The organism is Micromonospora zhanjiangensis (assembly GCF_042650605.1).
GTDB lineage: Bacteria > Actinomycetota > Actinomycetes > Mycobacteriales > Micromonosporaceae > Micromonospora_J > Micromonospora_J zhanjiangensis.
This window is the reverse complement of the sequence record NZ_JBHSBN010000050.1, coordinates 1-18,067: the sequence shown is the minus strand read 5'-3', so window position 1 is coordinate 18,067 and position 18,067 is coordinate 1. Positions and strand designations below refer to the sequence as shown.

Here is an 18,067-nt window from a genome sequence, read left to right as displayed (position 1 = left end):
CTCACGCTTCGCCCGCCCCCGCGCGGACAACCCACCTCCATCGGGATACCTCATCCCATCGATCTACCCCAGCCCACGGCCATCACACAGCCCACATCGGACGAACCTGACCATTCAAGATCTGTATCGACCGCTGGGATGAGAGCGCCGAGGCGGAGGAGCAGGCACACGCTGAAATTGCCGACATCCTGCACCGGATTGAAGCCATTGATCCGGCCGCCATCGCAGACGGTGATCACGAGCGGCAGTTCTGGCCCGGCATGCTCGACCGGTGGCTCTACTGACCGGGAACTGAGCCTCACGTGGCGGTCCCCGCCTGCCGCCCCCGGTGCGTCTCGGAGCATGGCCGGCTGTCCAGGCCGTGCCGATGAGCGAGATTTGATCAAGGCGGTAGCGCTGCCTACGCACGCGGCACGATGCGTGTGACTACTCTCTCGGTATGACGGGCGCCGTAGCGCCGAGGGCGGGGATGACGATCAGCATCCGGACCCGACGCGATGTGGTTGTCGTGGACCCGGATCGGTTCGTGGCGGCAGCGCGGCGGGCGCTGCGCGATCGCAGCCCGGGTCTGACCGACGCCGCGGCAGCTGACGCGGTGGCTGACGTCTACGACGCCGTACACGCCCTGCTCGATCGGGACGGCACACTTGCCGCCGACGCAGTGGTTGATGAATCGGTCGGTGTCGGTGGGCCCCTGCCCAGCGTACGGGTCAGCGACCGGCCGGACGGTCTGTCGCCCGCTGGCTGGCTGCAACAGGTGGTACTCGATGATGAACACCCACTACAGGACTATGGCTGTCTCCTGCCCGCAGATCCCTTCGCGGTGCCCTCTGTGTCGCCGAGGTTGCGCGAGTTCCTATTCGGTCGATGTGGTGGGTCTTGGGGCGGCGGCGGGGATTGGTGGAAGTCGGCGCAGTGCTCGGATGGCTAGCACGGCAAGCGGTACGCCCACCGCTAGGACGGCGGTAACCTGCACGGAAGCGATCATGGCGAGGGTTGTGCCCTGTGCCTGGTCGCGGTAGTCGAGCAGAGTTACGGTTCGTAGGGCGAGCGCGGTCACGGCGAGCAGGGTGAGCGCCAGTGACCATGGCAGTGTGCGAGATGGACGACGGGATACTCGAACGGTCAGGTAGACCACCATGGCGGCAGTAACCGCCGCGCAGTACAGCCCGGGCCAGTCCAGCAGCCTCAATGCCGGTTTGGTCTCCTGGATGATGAACAGCGGCACCGCGACGAGGAGAATGCCGATCGGCAGCGCGAGGAGCCAGGGCCGGCGCGGCACAGGTGGGGCGCCAGGGTGAAAGGCCGCCATGGCGAGTAGCAGGAAGACGTCGATGAGCCGCATCGCCCAGGGCGACACGGACAGCGGTGCGTCGCCGGCGGCTTGTTCCACTGCGGTGGTGATGGCGGGAGGCACGATGGCGAGCAGGGCGACTGCCTGGGCCACGCGTCGGTGTCCGAGGACGAGCGCGATGTAGGCCGGTAGCCAAGCGTAGCCGGCCAGGTTCCACGCGGTGTGCCAGATACTCGACGGTGCAGTGAGCGCCCATTCGGATGCGGGAATCGGCAACCAGGCGATCTTCCCGGAAAGCCACAGTGTGACGGCGATGCTGGCGGTGACCATGACGGCGTTGGTCAGCATCGCCATCAGGGCCGCCAGTCGCACGGCTTGCCCCCAGGCGCACGAGCGGGGCGGCGCGTCAGCCCCGCCGAGACGCAACCGAACTGCGAGGGACACGATGCTGGCGACCTCCGACAGGCTCGGCCGACCGTAGTCCGCGGCATACTCGGCGGCGTCGGGGTCGCCGGTGTCCATACTGTCCAGGAAGGCGGCGACCATGTCGTCCTCCCATTCCTGCCGGTAGGCGACGGGCAGCAGCCGCAGAATGAAGCGGTAGCGCTCCTCCAGCCGGCTCACAGCGACGCCGCCCCTGTGATCGGGTTCCGCTGGTCGCGCAACCGGGCCGAGGCGAGGCGCGCGTTGGCAGCCAGCCGTTGAGCCTCTGCATCGAGGGCGTCGCGGCCCTGCTCGGTCAACCGGTAGTACCGGCGTAACCGTCCCTGCCGTGCCTCCTCGCGGTCCAGTTCGACCAGGCCATCACCGACGAGCCGGTCCAAGGCCCCGTACAGGGAGCCGATCTTCAGCTGCACCCGCCCCCGCGACAGTTCTGCCACCTCCGCGACGATCCCGTAGCCATGGCGCGGAGCGTCAAGCAGCGCGGTGAGGATGAAGAAGGCCGGTTCCGTCATCGCCCGAGAACTCATCCACCCAATATATTGGAAGACAAGATATCCGGCCATACCGGAGTCAGATCACGTCGGCGGATCCAGGGTCCCCCCGCGGCCAAGGCACAACAAGATCAAGATCGACGCCCCGGTGAGCTGCACGGAGGGCCTTTAGGCCCCTTGGGCGCGATGGGTCGACAGGGCTGAGCGGGCACTCGTTCGGGCGGGCGGCCACCGATACCGCAGGAAATCTCATCGATAAGCTTTAGTGGCCTTGACGATCTGCGGGCTGACCACGATGGCGTACCCGACGAGAATCGCCGAGGTGAGCCCGAGCAGCAGGCCGGGTTCGGTGACCACCAGCGTCACCACGACGGCCAGCGTGATTCCCGCCAGGCCAACGATGAACCGGGGGCGGGGCATGCGGCCGAGAGCGAAGCGGTGCAGACCCAACCCGGACAGCATCCACGTGACGATCGACCCGCCCAGCACGAGTCGCGCGTTGAGCGGCATCTGACGCGACTGCCCGATCGCGTACACCACAACGCCCAGCGCCCATCCTAGGAAGAGCACGGCCGCGCCAGCGGGTGAGTGGAGATAGGCGTAGCCCTGACCGCTGCCCAACCGCGGCATGGCGAGCTTGCTGTTCAGGTAGGTGGTGTAGATCCACCAGATGCTGGCTGGCAGGAGGAAGGCCGCCAAGGCGGCGGCCAGCACCCGGGCGGGCGGGTGGGCGGTGGGTACCGCGTTACGCAGGTTGGTCAGCGTGGCGCCGAGCAGAATGATTGTGAACTGCCCCAGCCGTTCAGGCAGGTGAGTGCTGTGAACGGGATGGCGGCGCAGCCAGCGGCGGCCGAGCCACGGGGTGAACAACTCGATAGCCAGGGCGGTGATCCACACTGCCGGTCGTACGGGCGGGGAGATGGCCAGTGACCCAGCCCAGAGCAACCACCCGGTACCGTATCCGGTGAGATAGACGGCGACCAGATCCCAGGCGGACCGGTCGGCTGCGACGACCCGCAGGTACATCAGGAGCAGACAGCCACGCACGATCAAGTACCCGACCGGCAGCAGCAGGCCGGACGGGGCCTGCGGCACACCGAGGGTAATGGCGCCAGCACCAACCATCGCGGCCAGCACGAGCAGTCGGTGCAGAGTGTCGTCCGGGTCGTAGCGGGTGTCGTAGAAGGACTGGCCGATCCATGACCACTGGATGAGCACGTAAAGCACGATGGCAACGGCGAGTTCTTGCACACTCGGCGACGCCCGGACGTCCAACCGTGCGGTCACGCCCAGCAGGGCCAGGACGAATACCAGATCGAAGAAGAGTTCAAGCCAGGTGGCGTGCCGCTCTTCGTTCAGCTCCGGCCCGCCGGGGTAGCGTAGCCCCAGTAGACCGACGGTACGGGACAGCCGGGTCAACCTGCCACCTCCGGCCAATCGCCCACCCCCACGCCGCCACTACCAGGTAATCATTACCTAACGGATCGTGCCACCATGCCGAGACCCGCCCTGCTGCACCGGTTCCTGCCGCGGCTGAGCCACCGAGTTGCGCAGCGTCTCGTGGTCGACACCCGACCCCGGGCCCACGTCCCGAATCGTTGCGGCAGGAAACGAGCACCAGGCCGGCATTGCCGCAGCGCTCGACGGCACAGGCACCCGATCCCCCCCCCCCCCCCCCCCCCCCCCCCCCCCCCCCCCCCCCCCCCCCCCCCCCCCCCCCCCCCCCCCCCCCCCCCCCCCGTCGGGCTCCCCCGTCGGGCTCCCGGACAAATCCGGTACCCCACCCGTCTCGGCTCGGCTCGCCGAACTCATGCGACAACCAGGTGTAGGCCCCGATCGAGGTGGTATGCGGATGCCCTGGCGAGGAGCGGAGGCCCATGTGGCTGTCAAGACCGAAGAACGGGTAGGCATCGCAGGTGTCCGGCCGTTCACGATCGAGGTCCCCGAGGCGGAACTCGAGGCGCTACGCACGCGCATCAGGGCCACGCGCTGGCCCGAGAGGCAGACCGTCGATGATCAGTCGCAGGGCGTACCGCTCGAAACAAGCCAAGCACTCGCCCGCTATTGGGAGAAGGAATACGACTGGCGCAAAGTCGAGGCGAGGCTGAATGCACTACCAAACTTCATCACCGAGATCGACGGGCTCGACATCCACTTCATCCACGTCCGATCGAAACACGAAGACGCCCTGCCGCTCATCGTCACACACGGCTGGCCCGGCTCGATCATCGAGCAGCTGAAGATCATCGGCCCGCTCACCGATCCCACGGCACACGGCGCGAGCGCGTCGGACGCCTTCCATCTGGTGATCCCGTCCCTGCCCGGCTACGGGTTCTCCGGCAAGCCGACCACGCCAGGCTGGGGCCCGGAGCACATCGCCCGCGCCTGGATCGAACTGATGAAACGCCTCGGCTACAACCGCTTCGTCGCCCAAGGCGGCGACTGGGGCGCGCTCATCACCGACCTCATCGGTCTGCAGGCACCCCCGGACCTGCTCGGCATTCACACCAACATGCCCGGTACGGTTCCCCCCGACATCGATGCACTGATTCAGTCCGACATCACCGGAATAAACAAGGCACTCAGCAAGCTGCCCGCCAACCTCTCGCAAGAGGAGAAGCGCGCCTGCGGGCAGCTCGACTTCTTCTGGAAGCACGGAGCCTATGCCCTCGTGATGGGGACGCGCCCCGAGACGCTGACTGGACTCGCGGACTCGCCCATCGCATTGGCGAGCTTCATGCTGGACCATGACGCAGCCAGCCTGGAACTGATCTGCCGGGCCTTCGCCGGCCAACCCGGCGGTCTCACGCGAGACGACATCCTCGACAACATCACCCTCTACTGGCTGACGAACACAGGGGTTTCCGCGGCCCGTCTCTACGCGGAGAACAAGCTGTCCTTCCTGTCCGCGAAGGGCGTCTCCGTGCCAACCGCCGTGAGCGTCTTCCCAGACGAGCTCTATCAAGCGCCGCGCAGCTGGGCGGAGCGGGCGTACCCCAACCTCATCCACTACAACCGGCTCGACCGAGGCGGGCACTTCGCGGCCTGGGAACAACCGCAACTCCTCACCGAAGAGCTTCGTGCCGGTTTCCGGCCGCTCCGCTAGCCGAGGCGACTCGGGTATCCCGACCGTGGTGTTGGGTACGCGAAACGGACTGACGACTGCGAGGGGGATGAATGGACGGCGCACGGATCCCACCCGGATTCACGGAACAGACGGCGCGGGTCGGTCAAATCACGATCAATTACGTACGGGGTGGTCAGGGTGGGACATTGGTCCTGCTGCATGGCTATCCGCAGACGTGGTTCATGTGGCGCAAGGTTCTGCCGGAGCTTGCCAAGCGGTACACCGTCATCGCGCCCGACCTGCGCGGCGCTGGCGGTAGCGACGCCCCGGCAAGCGGATACGACAAGAAGACCCTCGCCCGGGACGTACACGACTTACTCGCCCAACTCGGGCTCGAACAGGATATCTGCCTGGTTGGCCACGACATCGGCACCATGGTTGCCTACGCGTACGCCGCCGCCCATGACGATCAGGTGAGCAAGCTCGTCCTCACCGAGGCGCCCATCCCCGACCAGGGCCTGTATCAGGCTCCGTCGCTCACACCGAGCGGGCCGGGCCTGTGGAACTTCGGGTTCTTCAGCCTCCCGAACGGCCTTCCGGAGCAGATCGTGGCCGGCCGGGAGGAACTCTGGGTGGATCGGTTCACCGACTCGATGGAGGTGCAGAAGACCGGCATCGGCGCGGACGAGGTCGCGGAGTACGCCCGGTACCTTCAGGACGATGCCCACCTGCGGGCGAGCTTCGAGTATTTCCGCGCCCTTCCACAGGACGTCGCCGACAACGCCGAGTACGCCAAGACGAAACTCGCCATGCCGGTGCTCGCCCTCGGCGCCCGCGCCAGCCTAGGGGACGCCGTACCCCAACAGGCTGCCCATTACGCCTCCAACGTGAGCGGCGGCGTCATCGAGGACTGTGGCCATTGGATCTTCGAGGAACGCCCCGCCGAACTCACGAGCCAACTGCTGGAGTTCCTCCAACCGGCCTGACCCGTTCGACTCCGGCCGGCCGTAGCCGGCAGTTTCCGGTGGCCGTCACGGCTCGGAGGCGCGGTCCGCGGCGGCGGCGAGCGGGTGTGGTCGGCCAGTCATGGCGGCTAACGCGGCCGCCACAGCCTGGAGATCGGCCTTGATGCAGGTGGTGGTGGTCGGCCCGGTGGAGTCGGTGTGGCCGGCGTAGGCGCGGGCAATGCCGTAGCCGAAGTGCCGCTCGACCCAGGTGAGGGTGGTGTGGCGTAGCCAGTGGGTGGAGATGCCCTGGGCAGCCACCCACGGCAACTGCTGGCCGGTCACTGATTGAGGTATGCAAGCACGGCGAGCACCCGGCGGTTGTCGTCGGTAGACGGTGCCAGGTCGAGCTTGCCGAAGATGCTCGCGATGTGCTTGGTGACCGCGCTGTCGCTGACGTGCAGCGCAGCGGCGATCGCCGAGTTCGAGCGGCCCTCGGCCATCAGCTGGAGCACGTCACGTTCCCGCTCGGTCAGGGCGCTGACGGTTCCTCTGGCGTCGTTGCGGCGCAGCAGCCGGGTGATGACCTCAGGGTCGAGTACGGTTCCGCCACCGGCCACCCGCCGGACCGCGTCGAGGAACTGGTCGGCGTCGAAGACCCGGTCTTTGAGGAGGTACCCGATCGCGCCGGCGCCGTCGTCGAGCAGTTCGCGGGCGTAAAGCTGCTCGACGTACTGCGACAGGAGCAGGATCGGCAGGCCAGGGTGGCGTCGGCGGGCGGCGAGCGCCGCGCGTAGCCCTTCGTCGGTGAACGAGGGCGGCAGCCGGACGTCGACGACCGCCACGCCGGGAGGATCGTCGAGCAGCAGGTCAAGAAGCTCGGGGCCATTGTCCACCGCGTCGACCGCAAACCCGTGCTCGCGCAGCAGCCGGGCCAGTCCGTCCCGCAGCAGAAACAGATCCTCCGCGATCACGACCCGCACGGGATCTCCAACTCGATCACGGTCGGGCCGCCGGCCGGGCTGTGCACCCGCAGCGTCCCGTCGAAGGCCGCCAGCCGGCGTTGCACCCCACGCAGCCCGCTGCCTCGGGACGGGTCCGCGCCACCGCACCCGTCGTCGCGTACCCGGACGCGCAGCAGTCCCTCGTCCAGTGCGATGGCGACGTCGACCCGGTCCGCTCCGGCGTGCTTGGCCGTGTTGGCCAGCAGCTCGTTCAGGGCGAAGTAGACCGCCGACTCCAGCGGCGGCGGCAGCCGGTGTGCCAGTCGGGCGTCGACCTGAACATCCAGCGGACTGTCGAGGGCGAGCGCCCGCACCGCGTCAGGAAGACCACGGTCGGCGAGCACCGGCGGATGGATGCCCCGGACCAGGTCACGAAGTTCCTGCAACGCCTTCGACGAGCTCTGGCGCACCTCCGCGACCAGGGCACGCGCCGTCTCGGGGTCGCGCTCGATCAGCCGCTCGGCGTTACTCAGGCTCATCCCCATCGCGACCAGCCGGGCCTGCGCGCCGTCGTGCAGGTCCCGCTCGATACGGCGCAGCTCGGCGGCCGAGCTGTCCACGGCTGCGGCCCGGGTCCCGGCCAACTGTTCGACCCGGCGGGTCAGCTCCTCGGTCCGGCTCAGGGTGAGCAACGTCCGGGTCAGCCGGGCGTGCACCCGCAGCAGCCACGGTCCGCACCACAGCCCGAGCACGGTGACCGCCACGGCGATCGGCACCGCCAGCAGCGCCCGGGTCCCGGTGTTGACGTGGACGAACGTGTACCAGTTGCTGCCGCCGGCACGGTCGATCGGCTGCCAGACGAACGGCTGCACCAGCGCACCGAAGACGCCGTAGACGACGAGCGAGAACGGGATGCCGGCGACGAACGCCCCGACGATCGGGTCGATCAGTGACCAGCGGTACTCGTACCAGAACTCCCGGTCGGTGAGGGTTCGCCAGCACCAGCGGGCCCGCCCCGGCAGCCCGGCGGGCACGGCCGGCCGGGCCGGCTCGGGGCGGGCCACGGTCACCGCGGACCACCGCCTGGCATACCCGCGGGCGCGTTCGGCCAGGCCGGACAGCCAGCCCACCGAGGGCGGGAAGAGATACAGCCCGATGCCGAGCGGGATCAGCGTGGCCGTGACCGCGACCACGCAGGCCACGACGGCCTCGGCCAGTGCCAGGCCAAGCAGCAGGAGGCCGCGTCCGGGAGCCGCGAGCCGGGCCGGCCAGCCAGCGCGTTCGGAGGCAGGGATGTCGTTCACGCCCGGTTTCCTCTCACGACTCTGGTGAGTGCGATGCCACGCTGCGCGGCGACGAGAAGCACGCCGCACGCGGTGAGCACGCACGCCGCCGTGAGAGACAACTGGACGGCATCGCCGTCGGCGTCTCCGGCCAACAGCAGCATGCCGATGTTGACCAGCATATGGAAGCCACCCGCGATGATCAAAACTCCGTGGCGGGACCGCTCCTGCAGCACGGCGAGCATGATCGAGAGCGCGACCGCCATGGCCAGGAAACCGGCGGCGAACACCAGCCCCCGGCTAAAGACCTGGACGTGCCACACTCCCCAGAGCAACCCGACGAGGGTGCCCGAGAAGACCACCCCGAAGCGGGCCCGCAGGTACGGCTGGAGGAAACACCGCCAGCCGAACTCCTCGCCGCAGGCGCCGATCGTTTGCGCGGCCAGAATCAGCCAGAACGGGTACGGCAGTTGCCCAGGGCGGATGCCGTGCCGCGACACACCGGCCAGCTCGGTGATGCCCACAAACACAGCGAAGATCACCCCCACCAGCACGACGAGAACGACCAGCCGGATCAGGACCTGGCGGGACAGGCCGAACCCGGCGGCCAGCGGAGGTCGCCAACCCCGCCAGGCCAGCAACACCGCCAGCACACCCACAGCGGGACCGAACTGGTTGAATTGGATGATCACCGGATCGATCGCCAGAGCGGGCTGCACCAGCCCGAACAGCCCCGCGGCCACACAGGCCACCAGGTAGAACCAGAGCACCACCAACGGCATCCGGGGGTGCGCCGCATCTGGTCGGGATTCCTCGTACGCCTGAGACGGCGTCGTCGTTCGCTCATCGATCACGCCTCGACGATGCCGGCCAGGGCGGCTCTACGCGCTGCACCCAGCCACCCAGTTCTACTGCACTTTTCTGCATCCCCGGTCAGCGCCGCGTTCCGTGCGTGTCAAGCCCGACTACAGCCCTCCGGTGCAGCAGCGGAGCGTGTGCCACTTGAAGGAGCCGCATCTGCGCCTCGGTGGCCGCCGGCTGCTCGGCTGGAAGCAGCTCGACGCGGCACCTATCGAGGGCGCGGAAACTTCGCTAACCCTGGGTGACGGGTCCGCGGTCGTCAGGAACTATCGTCTTCGCCACCGCGCTCAGGTCATTGTGCAGCTGGTGATCGCGCCCGGGCAGCCGGTGCAGCTGTGCCTCGGAATGGCGCGGGCGTACAGGTCAGCATGCGACGGTGGGGCAGTCTCGTCCTGGAGTCCATGGAACACATGCACCGGCACGCCTTGCGGCAGCCTCGCGCCGAGGTCGTGTGGCAGCTCGAACTCGTCGCCGGGCCAGCCGCCCGCACCGACGAACGGAGCGGCGACCAGCACGATCGCCCGGAGCTCCGGCCCCGGTGGCCGCTCGGCGAGCGCGTTGATGAGGATCGGCCCGCCCACCGAATGGCCGGCGATGACCGCGCTGCCGGCACGGGTGGCGGAATGCGATCCCGCCGCACGAGGGCACCGCGGTCACCACGACCCCCTCGCCTCAGCACCACCAGCAGGCATCGACGAAGATGAGTGAAGAGTGAGGTGTTCAAAGCCCCTTGAACACCGGTACGGGAAACTGCGCACCGATGCGGAGAACTGGTGTCCGAGGGGTGATCAATACCGCAACCCCACCTCGGCGTGCACGTTGAACGACCTCACGATCGACTGTCGTCGGTAGGGACCAGCCTGGACTGCGACAGGCTTGTCGGCGCTCCGGCCTCCGAACGCCCCGCCCACGGCCCGCAGTGAAATCACCTCGTTCGAGCGGGCGCAAAGGGCCCCAGAAATTCCCGGTAGCCCTACCGGTGATCCGCCCGGGAGGGGCGTGGAGCACAAAGTCGCAGCCGATCATCCGATATCCGAGAATGCCAGTTGCCCGCCGCAGTGCAGGCACCGAAACAGGTACACCGCTGGCTCCCCGGTCCGGTCCATCTGCCGCAGCATCTCGTCGGCCTGATCCGCCGGCCGTCCGAGCCCGCACAGCTCCTCCCGGATCATCTCCAGCGCGTCCGGGTGAACGCGCAGCTCCTCCTATCCGGCCGGACCGAAAAACGCGGCACCATTTCCGCAGTGATACCGCCAGCTCGACTCCTGCCCGGAGTCGAATCCCGGCGAACGCTGCGTGACCTCCTCGACGACGGCCAACGGAACGCCCCGTGGCACGTCGGTCGCATCCGTGACATGCACGGTCAGCCGGCACCGACCGTCAACGCCCGCGCCGCCTCGCCCGAGTCGATGCAGCCTCGCCCAGGTCGAGTTGGCCACCGCGGGAGGATCGTTTGCGGCGGGCCGCGTGACGCGAGATCAGCTGATGGTCAGGGCGATGGCGTGAATGGACCCGTTGCCGCAGCCGATCTGCACCTCGTAGGCACCCGGGGCGAGCTCTCACCGACCATCGGTGGCGCCACCCCGCCGAACCGGCACCTGGATGTGATCGTGACCAGGGCCGATTCCGACGTCTGCACGCCGGCACCGATTGCTGTGACAGTGACCCGTACGTGCCCGGTCCTGGCTGCGGTCAGGACTCCCGCCGAAGTGACGCTCGCTCCGGCGGTGTTGGTGTCCATCGGGGCGATCTGGTAGCTGTACGTCGTTGTCGGGTTGGCCGGGAACACACTCGCGGACAGCTTTGTCCCCAAGGACGCCTGGTCGAGCGCAACTTCCCGGTCACCGAAGTCGACCCGCGACGTATAAGCGTTCGGGAACGCCGAGCCGGTGGCGTCCGGTGCGCCGGAGGTCACCACGACCGGGAACGTGGTCGACTTGCTCTCCCCGTCGGCGGTGGCGTTGGCGGTGATCAGGACGGCGCCGGTGGACACGGGCCTGACCGAGCCGCTGGCGTCGACGGTCGCGACCGCCGGGTTGGAGGAGGCGTACGTCACCCTGAGCGCCCGATCGGACAGATTCCAGAACGTCATGTCGTGTTTGGTGACCGACAGTTGGGCGTTGATCCGGTTGTCGGGGGTGTCCAGGCTCAGCTCGGTGGCGTCCGGCTGGGCCGAGACCACCTCGACGCCGGCCGTGCGGTGTCCGGTCACCCGCAGGCTCACCGACTTCAGGTCCGCGTCGGCCGAGCTCGGGCCAGCCAGGATGGTCCACTTGCCCGTGGGGAACACCTTTCTGTGCTTTACGTCGTCCCAGAACCACAGGTCACCGGCGCCAATGGTGACCTTTACCGTCTGGGAAGTCCCAGCGATCACGCCGCTCTTGACGAAACCCTTCAACTGCTTGAGCGGGCGCTGGTTCCCATCGGCTCCCTTCGGAGCTCTGGCGTAGACCTCCACGACAGCCTTGCCCGGGTTGTTGGCGACCCGGTTCGACACGGGCACCGAGACCGTCACCGAATCGTCGGGAGTGATGTTCGAGGAGGACAGTCTCGGGGCGCCGTAGACGAACGGCGAGTACGACAGACCTTGACCGAACACATAGTGGGGAGCCGCGCAATCGGGACCGACCTGGTAGTAGAGGTACGTCCGGCCGCACCTGGCGCCTTCCGCCTTGGTCATCCGGTAGTCCTCGATCGCGCGGTCCGGAGCGGCCGCCGGCCCGAGTTGTGCGTCAACGTCGGAGTACCAGGTCAGCGGCAGCTTGCCGGAGAAGTTGGCCACCGCGGCACGCCCGTCCTCGAGCGTCACCGCGTCGTTGAACAGCAGCTCGGCCATCGCCTTGCCCTGGTACATGCCGTTGAAGGACGACCAGACGATCGCCCCCACGCTCGGCAGGTCCTTGAACGCGCTGACGTCGACCATGGTCTTGGCCTGGATCCACACCACGATCTTCTTGCCGTACTTCCGGGCGAGCGGGGCGATCGAGTCCCGGATCAGCTCGGCCTGCTTGCGGGGCAGGACGACCGTGGAGCGGTCCGTGCCCTCGCCGCCGTCGTTGTTCCGGTGACCGACGACCACCACGACGTTGTCCGCCTGCGAGATCTGGTACTCGGCAGTCGCCGCGTCCGCTACGGGATCGCAGGGGCTGCTGGCGCACACAGAGGTGGTGATCGCGGTGCCGTTGGCGTCAAGGACGTTGGGGAACTCCGCGAGGTGGCCGGACAGGAACGGCGTGTTGGAGCCCGCGGTCACGGCCGAGGGGGACGACCCTGTCCGCTCAGCCAGCGCCTGGGCGAAGGTGGTGTTCACAGCTGTGGGCCCGGAGTAGGAGCCGGACTGAAACGCGTTGAGGGAGTCCACGTGCCCCAGGGCGACTGTCTTGCCGGTCGCCGCGCCCGCGAACGGAAGCGTTCTGCCTGCGTTCTTCAGCAGCACGGGCGCTTCGAGGGCAGATTCGTGCGCGACCGCGCGGTGCGCCGGCGAAGCCAGCTTGACATCAGGATCGCCGGCCGCCGACAGCGAGTAGGACTCACTGTTCCATGGAACGGAGGCGACGGGATCGAACTCGCCCAGCTGGAACCGCGCGGTGAAGGCGCGGACGAGCGCGATGTCGATGTCGGCCTCGCTGACAAAGCCTTGGCTCTGCGCCGCCGGGAGTCCGGTCGCCGTGGGATAGTCACCGCCCGAGCAGTCAAGGTCGGTGCCGGCCTTGAGCGCCCAGGCGTTGCCGAGGGTCTTGCTGATCTGCGTCTGACCGCCGAGTTGAACGGGCTGCCAGGAGTGTCCTTGCGTCCCGGTTCCGTACACGCGGGTGATCGCATCGCAGTCGGAGACGACGTAACCGTCGAAGCCGTACGACCGGCGCAGCATGGTCTCGAGGGAGTACCGGCTCGCGGCGGCCGGCGTCCCGGGCGTACCGCCGGGGGTGGCATTGTCGCGCGGGCTCCACAGGGTCGGGTAGCTCGAGGCGGACGGGTAGTCCGTCGTGTAGTTCTCCTTCACCGAGAGGGCGTTGTAGGCGGCCATCAGCGACCGCGCGCCCGCCTTGCCGGCCGAGGCCCCGAAGGGGGGTAGGAAGTACTCGTGCATCGAACGCTCGGTGAAGTTCGACGTGCCAAAGTCGCGGTTCGCCTCGGAGTTGTTCGCCAGGTAATGCTTCGGCGTGGCGACCGCCTGAACGTAGTCGTGCGCCCCGGTGGGCACCGTGTCGGGACGCGACGAGGTGTCGCCCTGCAAACCCGTCACGAAGGCGCCGGCCACCTGGCCTGACAGGAAGGGATCCTCGGTGTAGGACTCGTCCGCCCGCCCCCACCGGGGATCGCGGTTGAGGTTCTGGTTCGGCGACCAATAGGTCAAGCCGTGACAGGCGCCACCGACGGGGTTGGGATTCGCCACACCGGGCGGACAGGACGTGTTGTAGGTCACGCGGGCCTCGTCAGCGATACCGCCGGCGATCTCCTGGGTGAGGGCTGGATTCCACGTCGATGCGATCGAGGTGCTCTGCGGATACTGTGTGTAGTTGCCGTTTCCGGGGATGGTCGGGAAATAGATCCCGTGATTGGCTTCCCCCCAATACCCGTACGACCTCACGCCGAGCCGGTCGATCGCCTTCGGCTTCGCACGCCAGGTCGCATGCGGCTGCATCGCTATGAGCTGGTCGTACTTCTCCTCCAGCGTCATCCGCGAGACCAGGTCCGCCGCACGGACACTGAATGGCAGCGAGGTGTTCTTGTACGCCGGCGTGCCCTCGGCGGACGCCGAAGTCGGCCGCGCGAACGCGCCGAGCCCGCCCACCGCCACAGCCCACGCCAGCCCGAGCGCCAGAAACCTGCGCCCTGGACTCCTGGCGCCTCTGCCGTGCCCCCTCGCCCGCGAGGGCGCAGCACTGGTCTTCACCATTTGAAGGTCTCCGCTGTCCAAGGTGGCGAACTCCGATCTCTCGATGGATCCGAACCGCTGTCCCGCTGCCACACGGCCCCCGGCGAGCCGCCGCCTGTGCTGTCACCTCCTTCAACCGTCAGCGGGAGTTGTAGCTGAACTGGTCCACAACGACGTTGGAACTGCTGAGCTGGCCGTCCCATGATAGACTGATGTCTATTAATCCAGCAGGACTACAACGACTGCGCAACCGTGTGGCGGGAGGGGCCTCAGCGCGGCGTCGACTGCTCCCTTCGGGGCACGCCGTCGAACTGGAGCTGGTGCGGATGTTCGGGGAGGCGCGGAGCGTGCCGCGCTCAAGCGCGCCGGTCGCTACCTCCGCCGGGTCCATCCACAGCAGCCGGGTGATCCGCGCGCGTAGCTGCCGGGGTGCTGGCCTGCGGTCGGTGGAGCCGGGTGGGCGTCGCTGCCGCCCGCCGCCGCCCGATTCTGTCGCCACCCGTTGGGACCGAGGACCTGTCGGGCCTGGGCGTACGGATCCGATGACCGTGGGCACCGGCATCCGGGGCGACTGGTTGGGACCGCGCCGTTGCCGCACGCTGACCGGGGAGGTGGCCGGTGGATGCCGCAACGGCGAAAGTCTGCATGAGCCACCCCCGCGTTCATGGAGCGGTTGCTGTTCCCAACCCTGGTTGGTCAAGCCACGTCATCGATACCTTTCCGGTTCGTTGGGCAGGGTGAGGTATCGCATCGAGGTGATCTCCATGGGCGGTACGACGAGCGTCAACCAACCCGATCTCCTGGCCGGATGGCTGCACACCACACCAGCCCAGAGCCCGCGGACACCGGCCACCACCCGTCGCCGGCCTCCTACGGTTCGCCTTCTGCGGACGGATCTCCACCGCCGAATGCCAGGACGCGACCTCATCGCGGGCCTGGCAACTCGACTCGGCGAACCACACCACCGCCGACCAAGGCGACATCGTGGCCGAGTACTTCGACATCGGCTGCTCCCGCCGTCTGCCCTGGCACGCACGTCCGCAAGCCGCCACACTACTGACCGCCATCAGCGCACCGGGCCGGCTGTTCGACGCGGTGATCATCGGCGAGTACGAACGCGCCTTCCACGGCGATTAGTACTCCAACGTCACTTGGTTTCGGCATTGGGCGTGGCGTCGGCATGACGACGGCCACCGCGTTGATCATCGATGGTTTGTGAGGACAATCGAAGATCGTGCGGTGGCCGTGGGCCACAGCGTAGACCGCGCCCGTTGGCGGGTCATCCTGGACGAAGCGGTGACGCGTGTCGCGGACCGGGTTCGTGTGGGCGAAGCCACGTGGGACGGCCGGGCAGTTCGTGGAAGGGCCCGCCGGAGCATCGAGGAGTTGTTCCAGACCGGTAAAGGCCAGGTCGGCCTCCACCACTACCAGGCCCGCGGGCTGGACCGGCTGGCACCGGTTCATCACCCTGGCCATGCTCGCCTTGGCCGTCCTGACCATCCTCGCCGCCACCACCGCGCAGCAGCCCGACCCCGACCCGGAGATCATCGCGTTGACCGTCGCCGAGATCCGCCGACTCCTCAACGCCTTCGTCCTCGCCCTCCACTACCCCCAGCGCACACCCCGCACTGGTCCACCTGGCGACGAACATCCCAAGTCCGAGCCCGGCAATCCCACTACCAGTGCAGACTCGATCACTTAACGTGAGACCCACTTGTCTAGGGCTCGAGTGTGGCGGGCATGCTGAAGGCGGCGATGTGACGGGCACCGATGAAGGCGTTGCTCTCCACGATCTTCCCGTTCTCGATCCGGAGTACGTCGACGACCAACGCCTCATAGTGCGGGCTGCCGGGCCGGCGGAGATAGTTGATCAATGCCGGGCGCCCGTTGGCCGAGGTGGGGAACGTACGCCAGTCGAGCGGCCGGCCGAGGAACTCCGCAGCCGCGTCGATCCCGACGACCGGCGGCTCGGGCGGCATCGTGATCCGTACATCCTCGGCGAGCAGTGCCCGGATCGTCTCTGGGTCCTTCGCCTTGGCGTAGCGACGCAGGATCTCTTCGTCCTCACAGGTGAGCTGCGGGCGGCGCCAGTCCTTCGGGTCCGACGGCGCTTGCCGTCGGAGGGTGTGGCGGGCCCGCTGGAGGAGGCTGTTGACGGCCGCTACGGCGGTGTCGAGCGCGGCGGCGATCTCCTGCGGCGTCCAGCCGTGGACGTCGCGCAGCACGAAGGCCGCCCGCTGCCGCGGCGGCAGGTACATGAGCGCTGCGATCACGGCCAGCTCGACGGTTTCCCGGGCGGCGAGACCGGTCTGCGGATCGTCGGCCAGCAGGGCGTCGGGATAGGGACCGAGCTCGGTGGACCACTCCAGCGGGTCACCGTACGGTACCGTCCGGTGACCGGCCGCCTTGCGGCTGTCGAGGAAGACGTTTGTGGCGATCCGGTAGAACCAGGTGCGCGCCGACGCGCGACCCTCGAAGCGGTCGCGAGCCCGCCAGGCACGCAGGAAGGTCTCCTGCACCAGGTCGTCCGCGTCGGTGACGTTCCCGGCGAGGCGGTAGCAGTGCACGTGTAGCTCACGCCGGTGCTCGTCGAAGGCGCGCTGCAGCCAGACCCCCTGCTCGTCAGGCGAGTCGGACATGTGATCTCCCCGGGGGCTGGCTGCTCCTCACAACCGTACTGACGACCGCGGACCCCATCCGTCATCGGTCACCGATGACGATCGCCGACTCGGTCGTCTGTACCTGTGACCGATCCCCACTCCACGAAGGAGATAGCCATGACGGCAACCCCCGCGTCCAGCGCCGCCGCGCCCCCGATCGTCGACCGGGAGACATGGCTGCGTGAGCGCAACGAACTGCTGGTCCGGGAGAAGGCCCATACAGGCGAAGGAGACGCGATCGCAGCCGCTCGTCGTCAGCTGCCGATGACCTTGATGCCGACGGTGACGGTGCGGGGCCCTGGCGGGGACACCCCGCTGGTGGAGGTGTTCGAGGGCCGCCGGATGCTCATCGCCTACTTCCACATGTGGCACGACGGCAAGCCGTACGAGCATCAGTGTGAGGGGTGCACCTTCTCGACCTGTCACATGCAGATGCTGGACTACCTGCACGCTCGGGACGTCACCTACGCCGTGTTCTGCCAGGGTCCCTACGACGAAAGTGCCCCATTCGCGGAGTTCATGGGCTACAGGTTCCCCTGGTATTCAGCGAAAGACTCCGACCCGGCTCTGGCCGACGGTCGCGGCTTCGGGTTCATCGCGTGCTACCTGCGCGACGGCGACGAGGTCTACGAGACCTACTGGACCACCGGGCGGGGCGTGGAGGCGTTGATGACCACCTACCACGCCCTGGACCTCACGGTGTACGGCCGGCAAGAGAACTGGGAAAACTCGCCTGAAGGCTGGCCGCGGGTCACCGGGCACCCGTGGCGTCTCAACGGCCGCCCCACCGCGCAATGGTCACGCCCCGGCGTCGCACCGCGATGACGTCCTGATAATCGAGGTGATCATGCTCGGGTCGGCCGCGGTGTCAGCCTGCTGCTGCGTCGTGCCGCGGGCGGGCGCTTCCCGCAGAGCCCGAATGCTTGCGGGTGCGATGGTGGCTGTCATGGCCGCGGTGACTCTCGACGCCGCACCGGTTGTGCAGCACGCGGGCACGCTGCTGCTCCTGGTCTTGGCGGTGGCAATCGTCGTCGGCGGTCCGACCGAGCGCGGCCCGGAGGTGGAGTGGCACCGTGTCCCGCACCGGGTTTGATGGAGATATCGAAACCTGGGAGGAACAGCAGCGATGCCGGCACCGAAGAAGTACAACGATGAGTTGCGTGAGCGTGCGACGCGGCTGGCGGTCGAGGCTCGCCGGGA

17 protein-coding genes and 2 pseudogenes are annotated in these 18,067 nt (G+C 68.0%); 6 read left to right on the top strand and 13 right to left on the bottom strand.

Annotated features, from left to right (window positions below):
- Positions 1 to 50: 50 nt before the first annotated feature.
- The 5 genes from ACFOX0_RS32730 to ACFOX0_RS32710 form a co-directional block, all read right to left on the bottom strand.
- The gene (locus ACFOX0_RS32730) at positions 51 to 302 is read right to left on the bottom strand and encodes a hypothetical protein (RefSeq protein WP_377553286.1); all 252 of its coding nucleotides are present in this window, start codon (positions 300 to 302) and stop codon (positions 51 to 53) included.
- A 98-nt stretch (positions 303 to 400) separates the two neighbouring features.
- Positions 401 to 778 (bottom strand): hypothetical protein, encoded by a 378-nt coding sequence (locus ACFOX0_RS32725; protein ID WP_377553284.1) that lies wholly within the window; start codon positions 776 to 778, stop codon positions 401 to 403.
- Between the two features lie 78 nt (positions 779 to 856).
- Positions 857 to 1,918 (bottom strand): hypothetical protein, encoded by a 1,062-nt coding sequence (locus tag ACFOX0_RS32720; protein WP_377553283.1) that lies wholly within the window; start codon positions 1,916 to 1,918, stop codon positions 857 to 859.
- Positions 1,915 to 2,265 (bottom strand): PadR family transcriptional regulator, encoded by a 351-nt coding sequence (locus tag ACFOX0_RS32715; protein ID WP_377553281.1) that lies wholly within the window; start codon positions 2,263 to 2,265, stop codon positions 1,915 to 1,917. Before ACFOX0_RS32715 ends, ACFOX0_RS32720 begins: the two co-directional genes overlap by 4 nt.
- A gap of 213 nt (positions 2,266 to 2,478) precedes the next feature.
- Positions 2,479 to 3,648, bottom strand: coding sequence for a low temperature requirement protein A (locus tag ACFOX0_RS32710; protein ID WP_377553279.1), 1,170 nt, complete (start codon positions 3,646 to 3,648; stop codon positions 2,479 to 2,481).
- Positions 3,649 to 4,108: 460 nt separating this feature from the next.
- Between ACFOX0_RS32710 and ACFOX0_RS32705 the strand changes: the two genes are divergently transcribed.
- Positions 4,109 to 5,335 (top strand): epoxide hydrolase family protein, encoded by a 1,227-nt coding sequence (locus tag ACFOX0_RS32705; protein WP_377553277.1) that lies wholly within the window; start codon positions 4,109 to 4,111, stop codon positions 5,333 to 5,335.
- A gap of 167 nt (positions 5,336 to 5,502) precedes the next feature.
- On the top strand, positions 5,503 to 6,282 hold the full coding sequence (locus ACFOX0_RS32700; protein WP_377553275.1) for an alpha/beta fold hydrolase: 780 nt from the start codon (positions 5,503 to 5,505) through the stop codon (positions 6,280 to 6,282).
- Positions 6,283 to 6,327: 45 nt separating this feature from the next.
- Here the strand turns inward: ACFOX0_RS32700 and ACFOX0_RS32695 are convergent, their stop codons facing one another.
- From ACFOX0_RS32695 to ACFOX0_RS32665, 7 genes and pseudogenes are all read right to left on the bottom strand, one after another.
- Positions 6,328 to 6,585 carry a hypothetical protein gene (locus tag ACFOX0_RS32695; protein ID WP_377553273.1) on the bottom strand — a complete coding sequence of 86 codons (258 nt, stop codon included), beginning with the start codon at positions 6,583 to 6,585 and terminating at the stop codon, positions 6,328 to 6,330.
- Entirely contained in the window at positions 6,582 to 7,223 is a 642-nt protein-coding gene (locus tag ACFOX0_RS32690; RefSeq protein ID WP_377553271.1) for a response regulator, read from the bottom strand. The genes ACFOX0_RS32695 and ACFOX0_RS32690 overlap by 4 nt, the downstream gene beginning before the upstream one ends.
- Positions 7,211 to 8,488 (bottom strand): sensor histidine kinase, encoded by a 1,278-nt coding sequence (locus ACFOX0_RS32685; RefSeq protein WP_377553269.1) that lies wholly within the window; start codon positions 8,486 to 8,488, stop codon positions 7,211 to 7,213. Before ACFOX0_RS32685 ends, ACFOX0_RS32690 begins: the two co-directional genes overlap by 13 nt.
- Complete coding sequence (locus ACFOX0_RS32680) at positions 8,485 to 9,240, bottom strand: CPBP family intramembrane glutamic endopeptidase (protein WP_377553267.1); 756 nt, start codon at positions 9,238 to 9,240, stop codon at positions 8,485 to 8,487. Before ACFOX0_RS32680 ends, ACFOX0_RS32685 begins: the two co-directional genes overlap by 4 nt.
- Before the next feature lie 375 nt (positions 9,241 to 9,615).
- Positions 9,616 to 9,909, bottom strand: coding sequence for a hypothetical protein (locus tag ACFOX0_RS32675; protein WP_377553265.1), 294 nt, complete (start codon positions 9,907 to 9,909; stop codon positions 9,616 to 9,618).
- A gap of 441 nt (positions 9,910 to 10,350) precedes the next feature.
- Positions 10,351 to 10,689, bottom strand: a pseudogene (locus ACFOX0_RS32670) (CbrC family protein).
- A gap of 128 nt (positions 10,690 to 10,817) precedes the next feature.
- Positions 10,818 to 14,123 carry a glycoside hydrolase family 3 C-terminal domain-containing protein gene (locus ACFOX0_RS32665; RefSeq protein WP_377553263.1) on the bottom strand — a complete coding sequence of 1,102 codons (3,306 nt, stop codon included), beginning with the start codon at positions 14,121 to 14,123 and terminating at the stop codon, positions 10,818 to 10,820.
- A 1,068-nt stretch (positions 14,124 to 15,191) separates the two neighbouring features.
- Between ACFOX0_RS32665 and ACFOX0_RS32660 the strand changes: the two genes are divergently transcribed.
- Positions 15,192 to 15,344, top strand: a complete 153-nt coding sequence (locus tag ACFOX0_RS32660) for a hypothetical protein (RefSeq protein ID WP_377553261.1) — start codon at positions 15,192 to 15,194, stop codon at positions 15,342 to 15,344.
- A 228-nt stretch (positions 15,345 to 15,572) separates the two neighbouring features.
- Positions 15,573 to 15,914, top strand: a pseudogene (locus tag ACFOX0_RS32655) (IS701 family transposase); the annotation flags it as partial.
- Between the two features lie 11 nt (positions 15,915 to 15,925).
- Here ACFOX0_RS32655 and ACFOX0_RS32650 read toward each other — a convergent pair.
- Entirely contained in the window at positions 15,926 to 16,846 is a 921-nt protein-coding gene (locus tag ACFOX0_RS32650; RefSeq protein WP_377553257.1) for an RNA polymerase subunit sigma-70, read from the bottom strand.
- A 138-nt stretch (positions 16,847 to 16,984) separates the two neighbouring features.
- On the opposite strand from ACFOX0_RS32650, the gene ACFOX0_RS32645 reads away from it, so the two are divergent.
- Together ACFOX0_RS32645 and ACFOX0_RS32640 are read left to right on the top strand one after the other, a co-directional pair.
- Entirely contained in the window at positions 16,985 to 17,692 is a 708-nt protein-coding gene (locus tag ACFOX0_RS32645; protein WP_377553255.1) for a DUF899 family protein, read from the top strand.
- 121 nt (positions 17,693 to 17,813) lie between these two features.
- Positions 17,814 to 17,960 (top strand): hypothetical protein, encoded by a 147-nt coding sequence (locus ACFOX0_RS32640; protein WP_377553254.1) that lies wholly within the window; start codon positions 17,814 to 17,816, stop codon positions 17,958 to 17,960.
- The last annotated feature ends 107 nt before the right edge of the window (positions 17,961 to 18,067 follow it).

Excerpts from the sequence above, each read along its gene's own strand:
- ACFOX0_RS32715 (WP_377553281.1), bottom strand. The coding sequence starts at position 2,265 with ATGAGTTCTCGGGCGATGACGGAACCGGCCTTCTTCATCCTCACCGCG.
- ACFOX0_RS32650 (WP_377553257.1), bottom strand. The coding sequence starts at position 16,846 with ATGTCCGACTCGCCTGACGAGCAGGGGGTCTGGCTGCAGCGCGCCTTC.
- ACFOX0_RS32645 (WP_377553255.1), top strand. The coding sequence starts at position 16,985 with ATGACGGCAACCCCCGCGTCCAGCGCCGCCGCGCCCCCGATCGTCGAC.
- ACFOX0_RS32640 (WP_377553254.1), top strand. The coding sequence starts at position 17,814 with ATGGCCGCGGTGACTCTCGACGCCGCACCGGTTGTGCAGCACGCGGGC.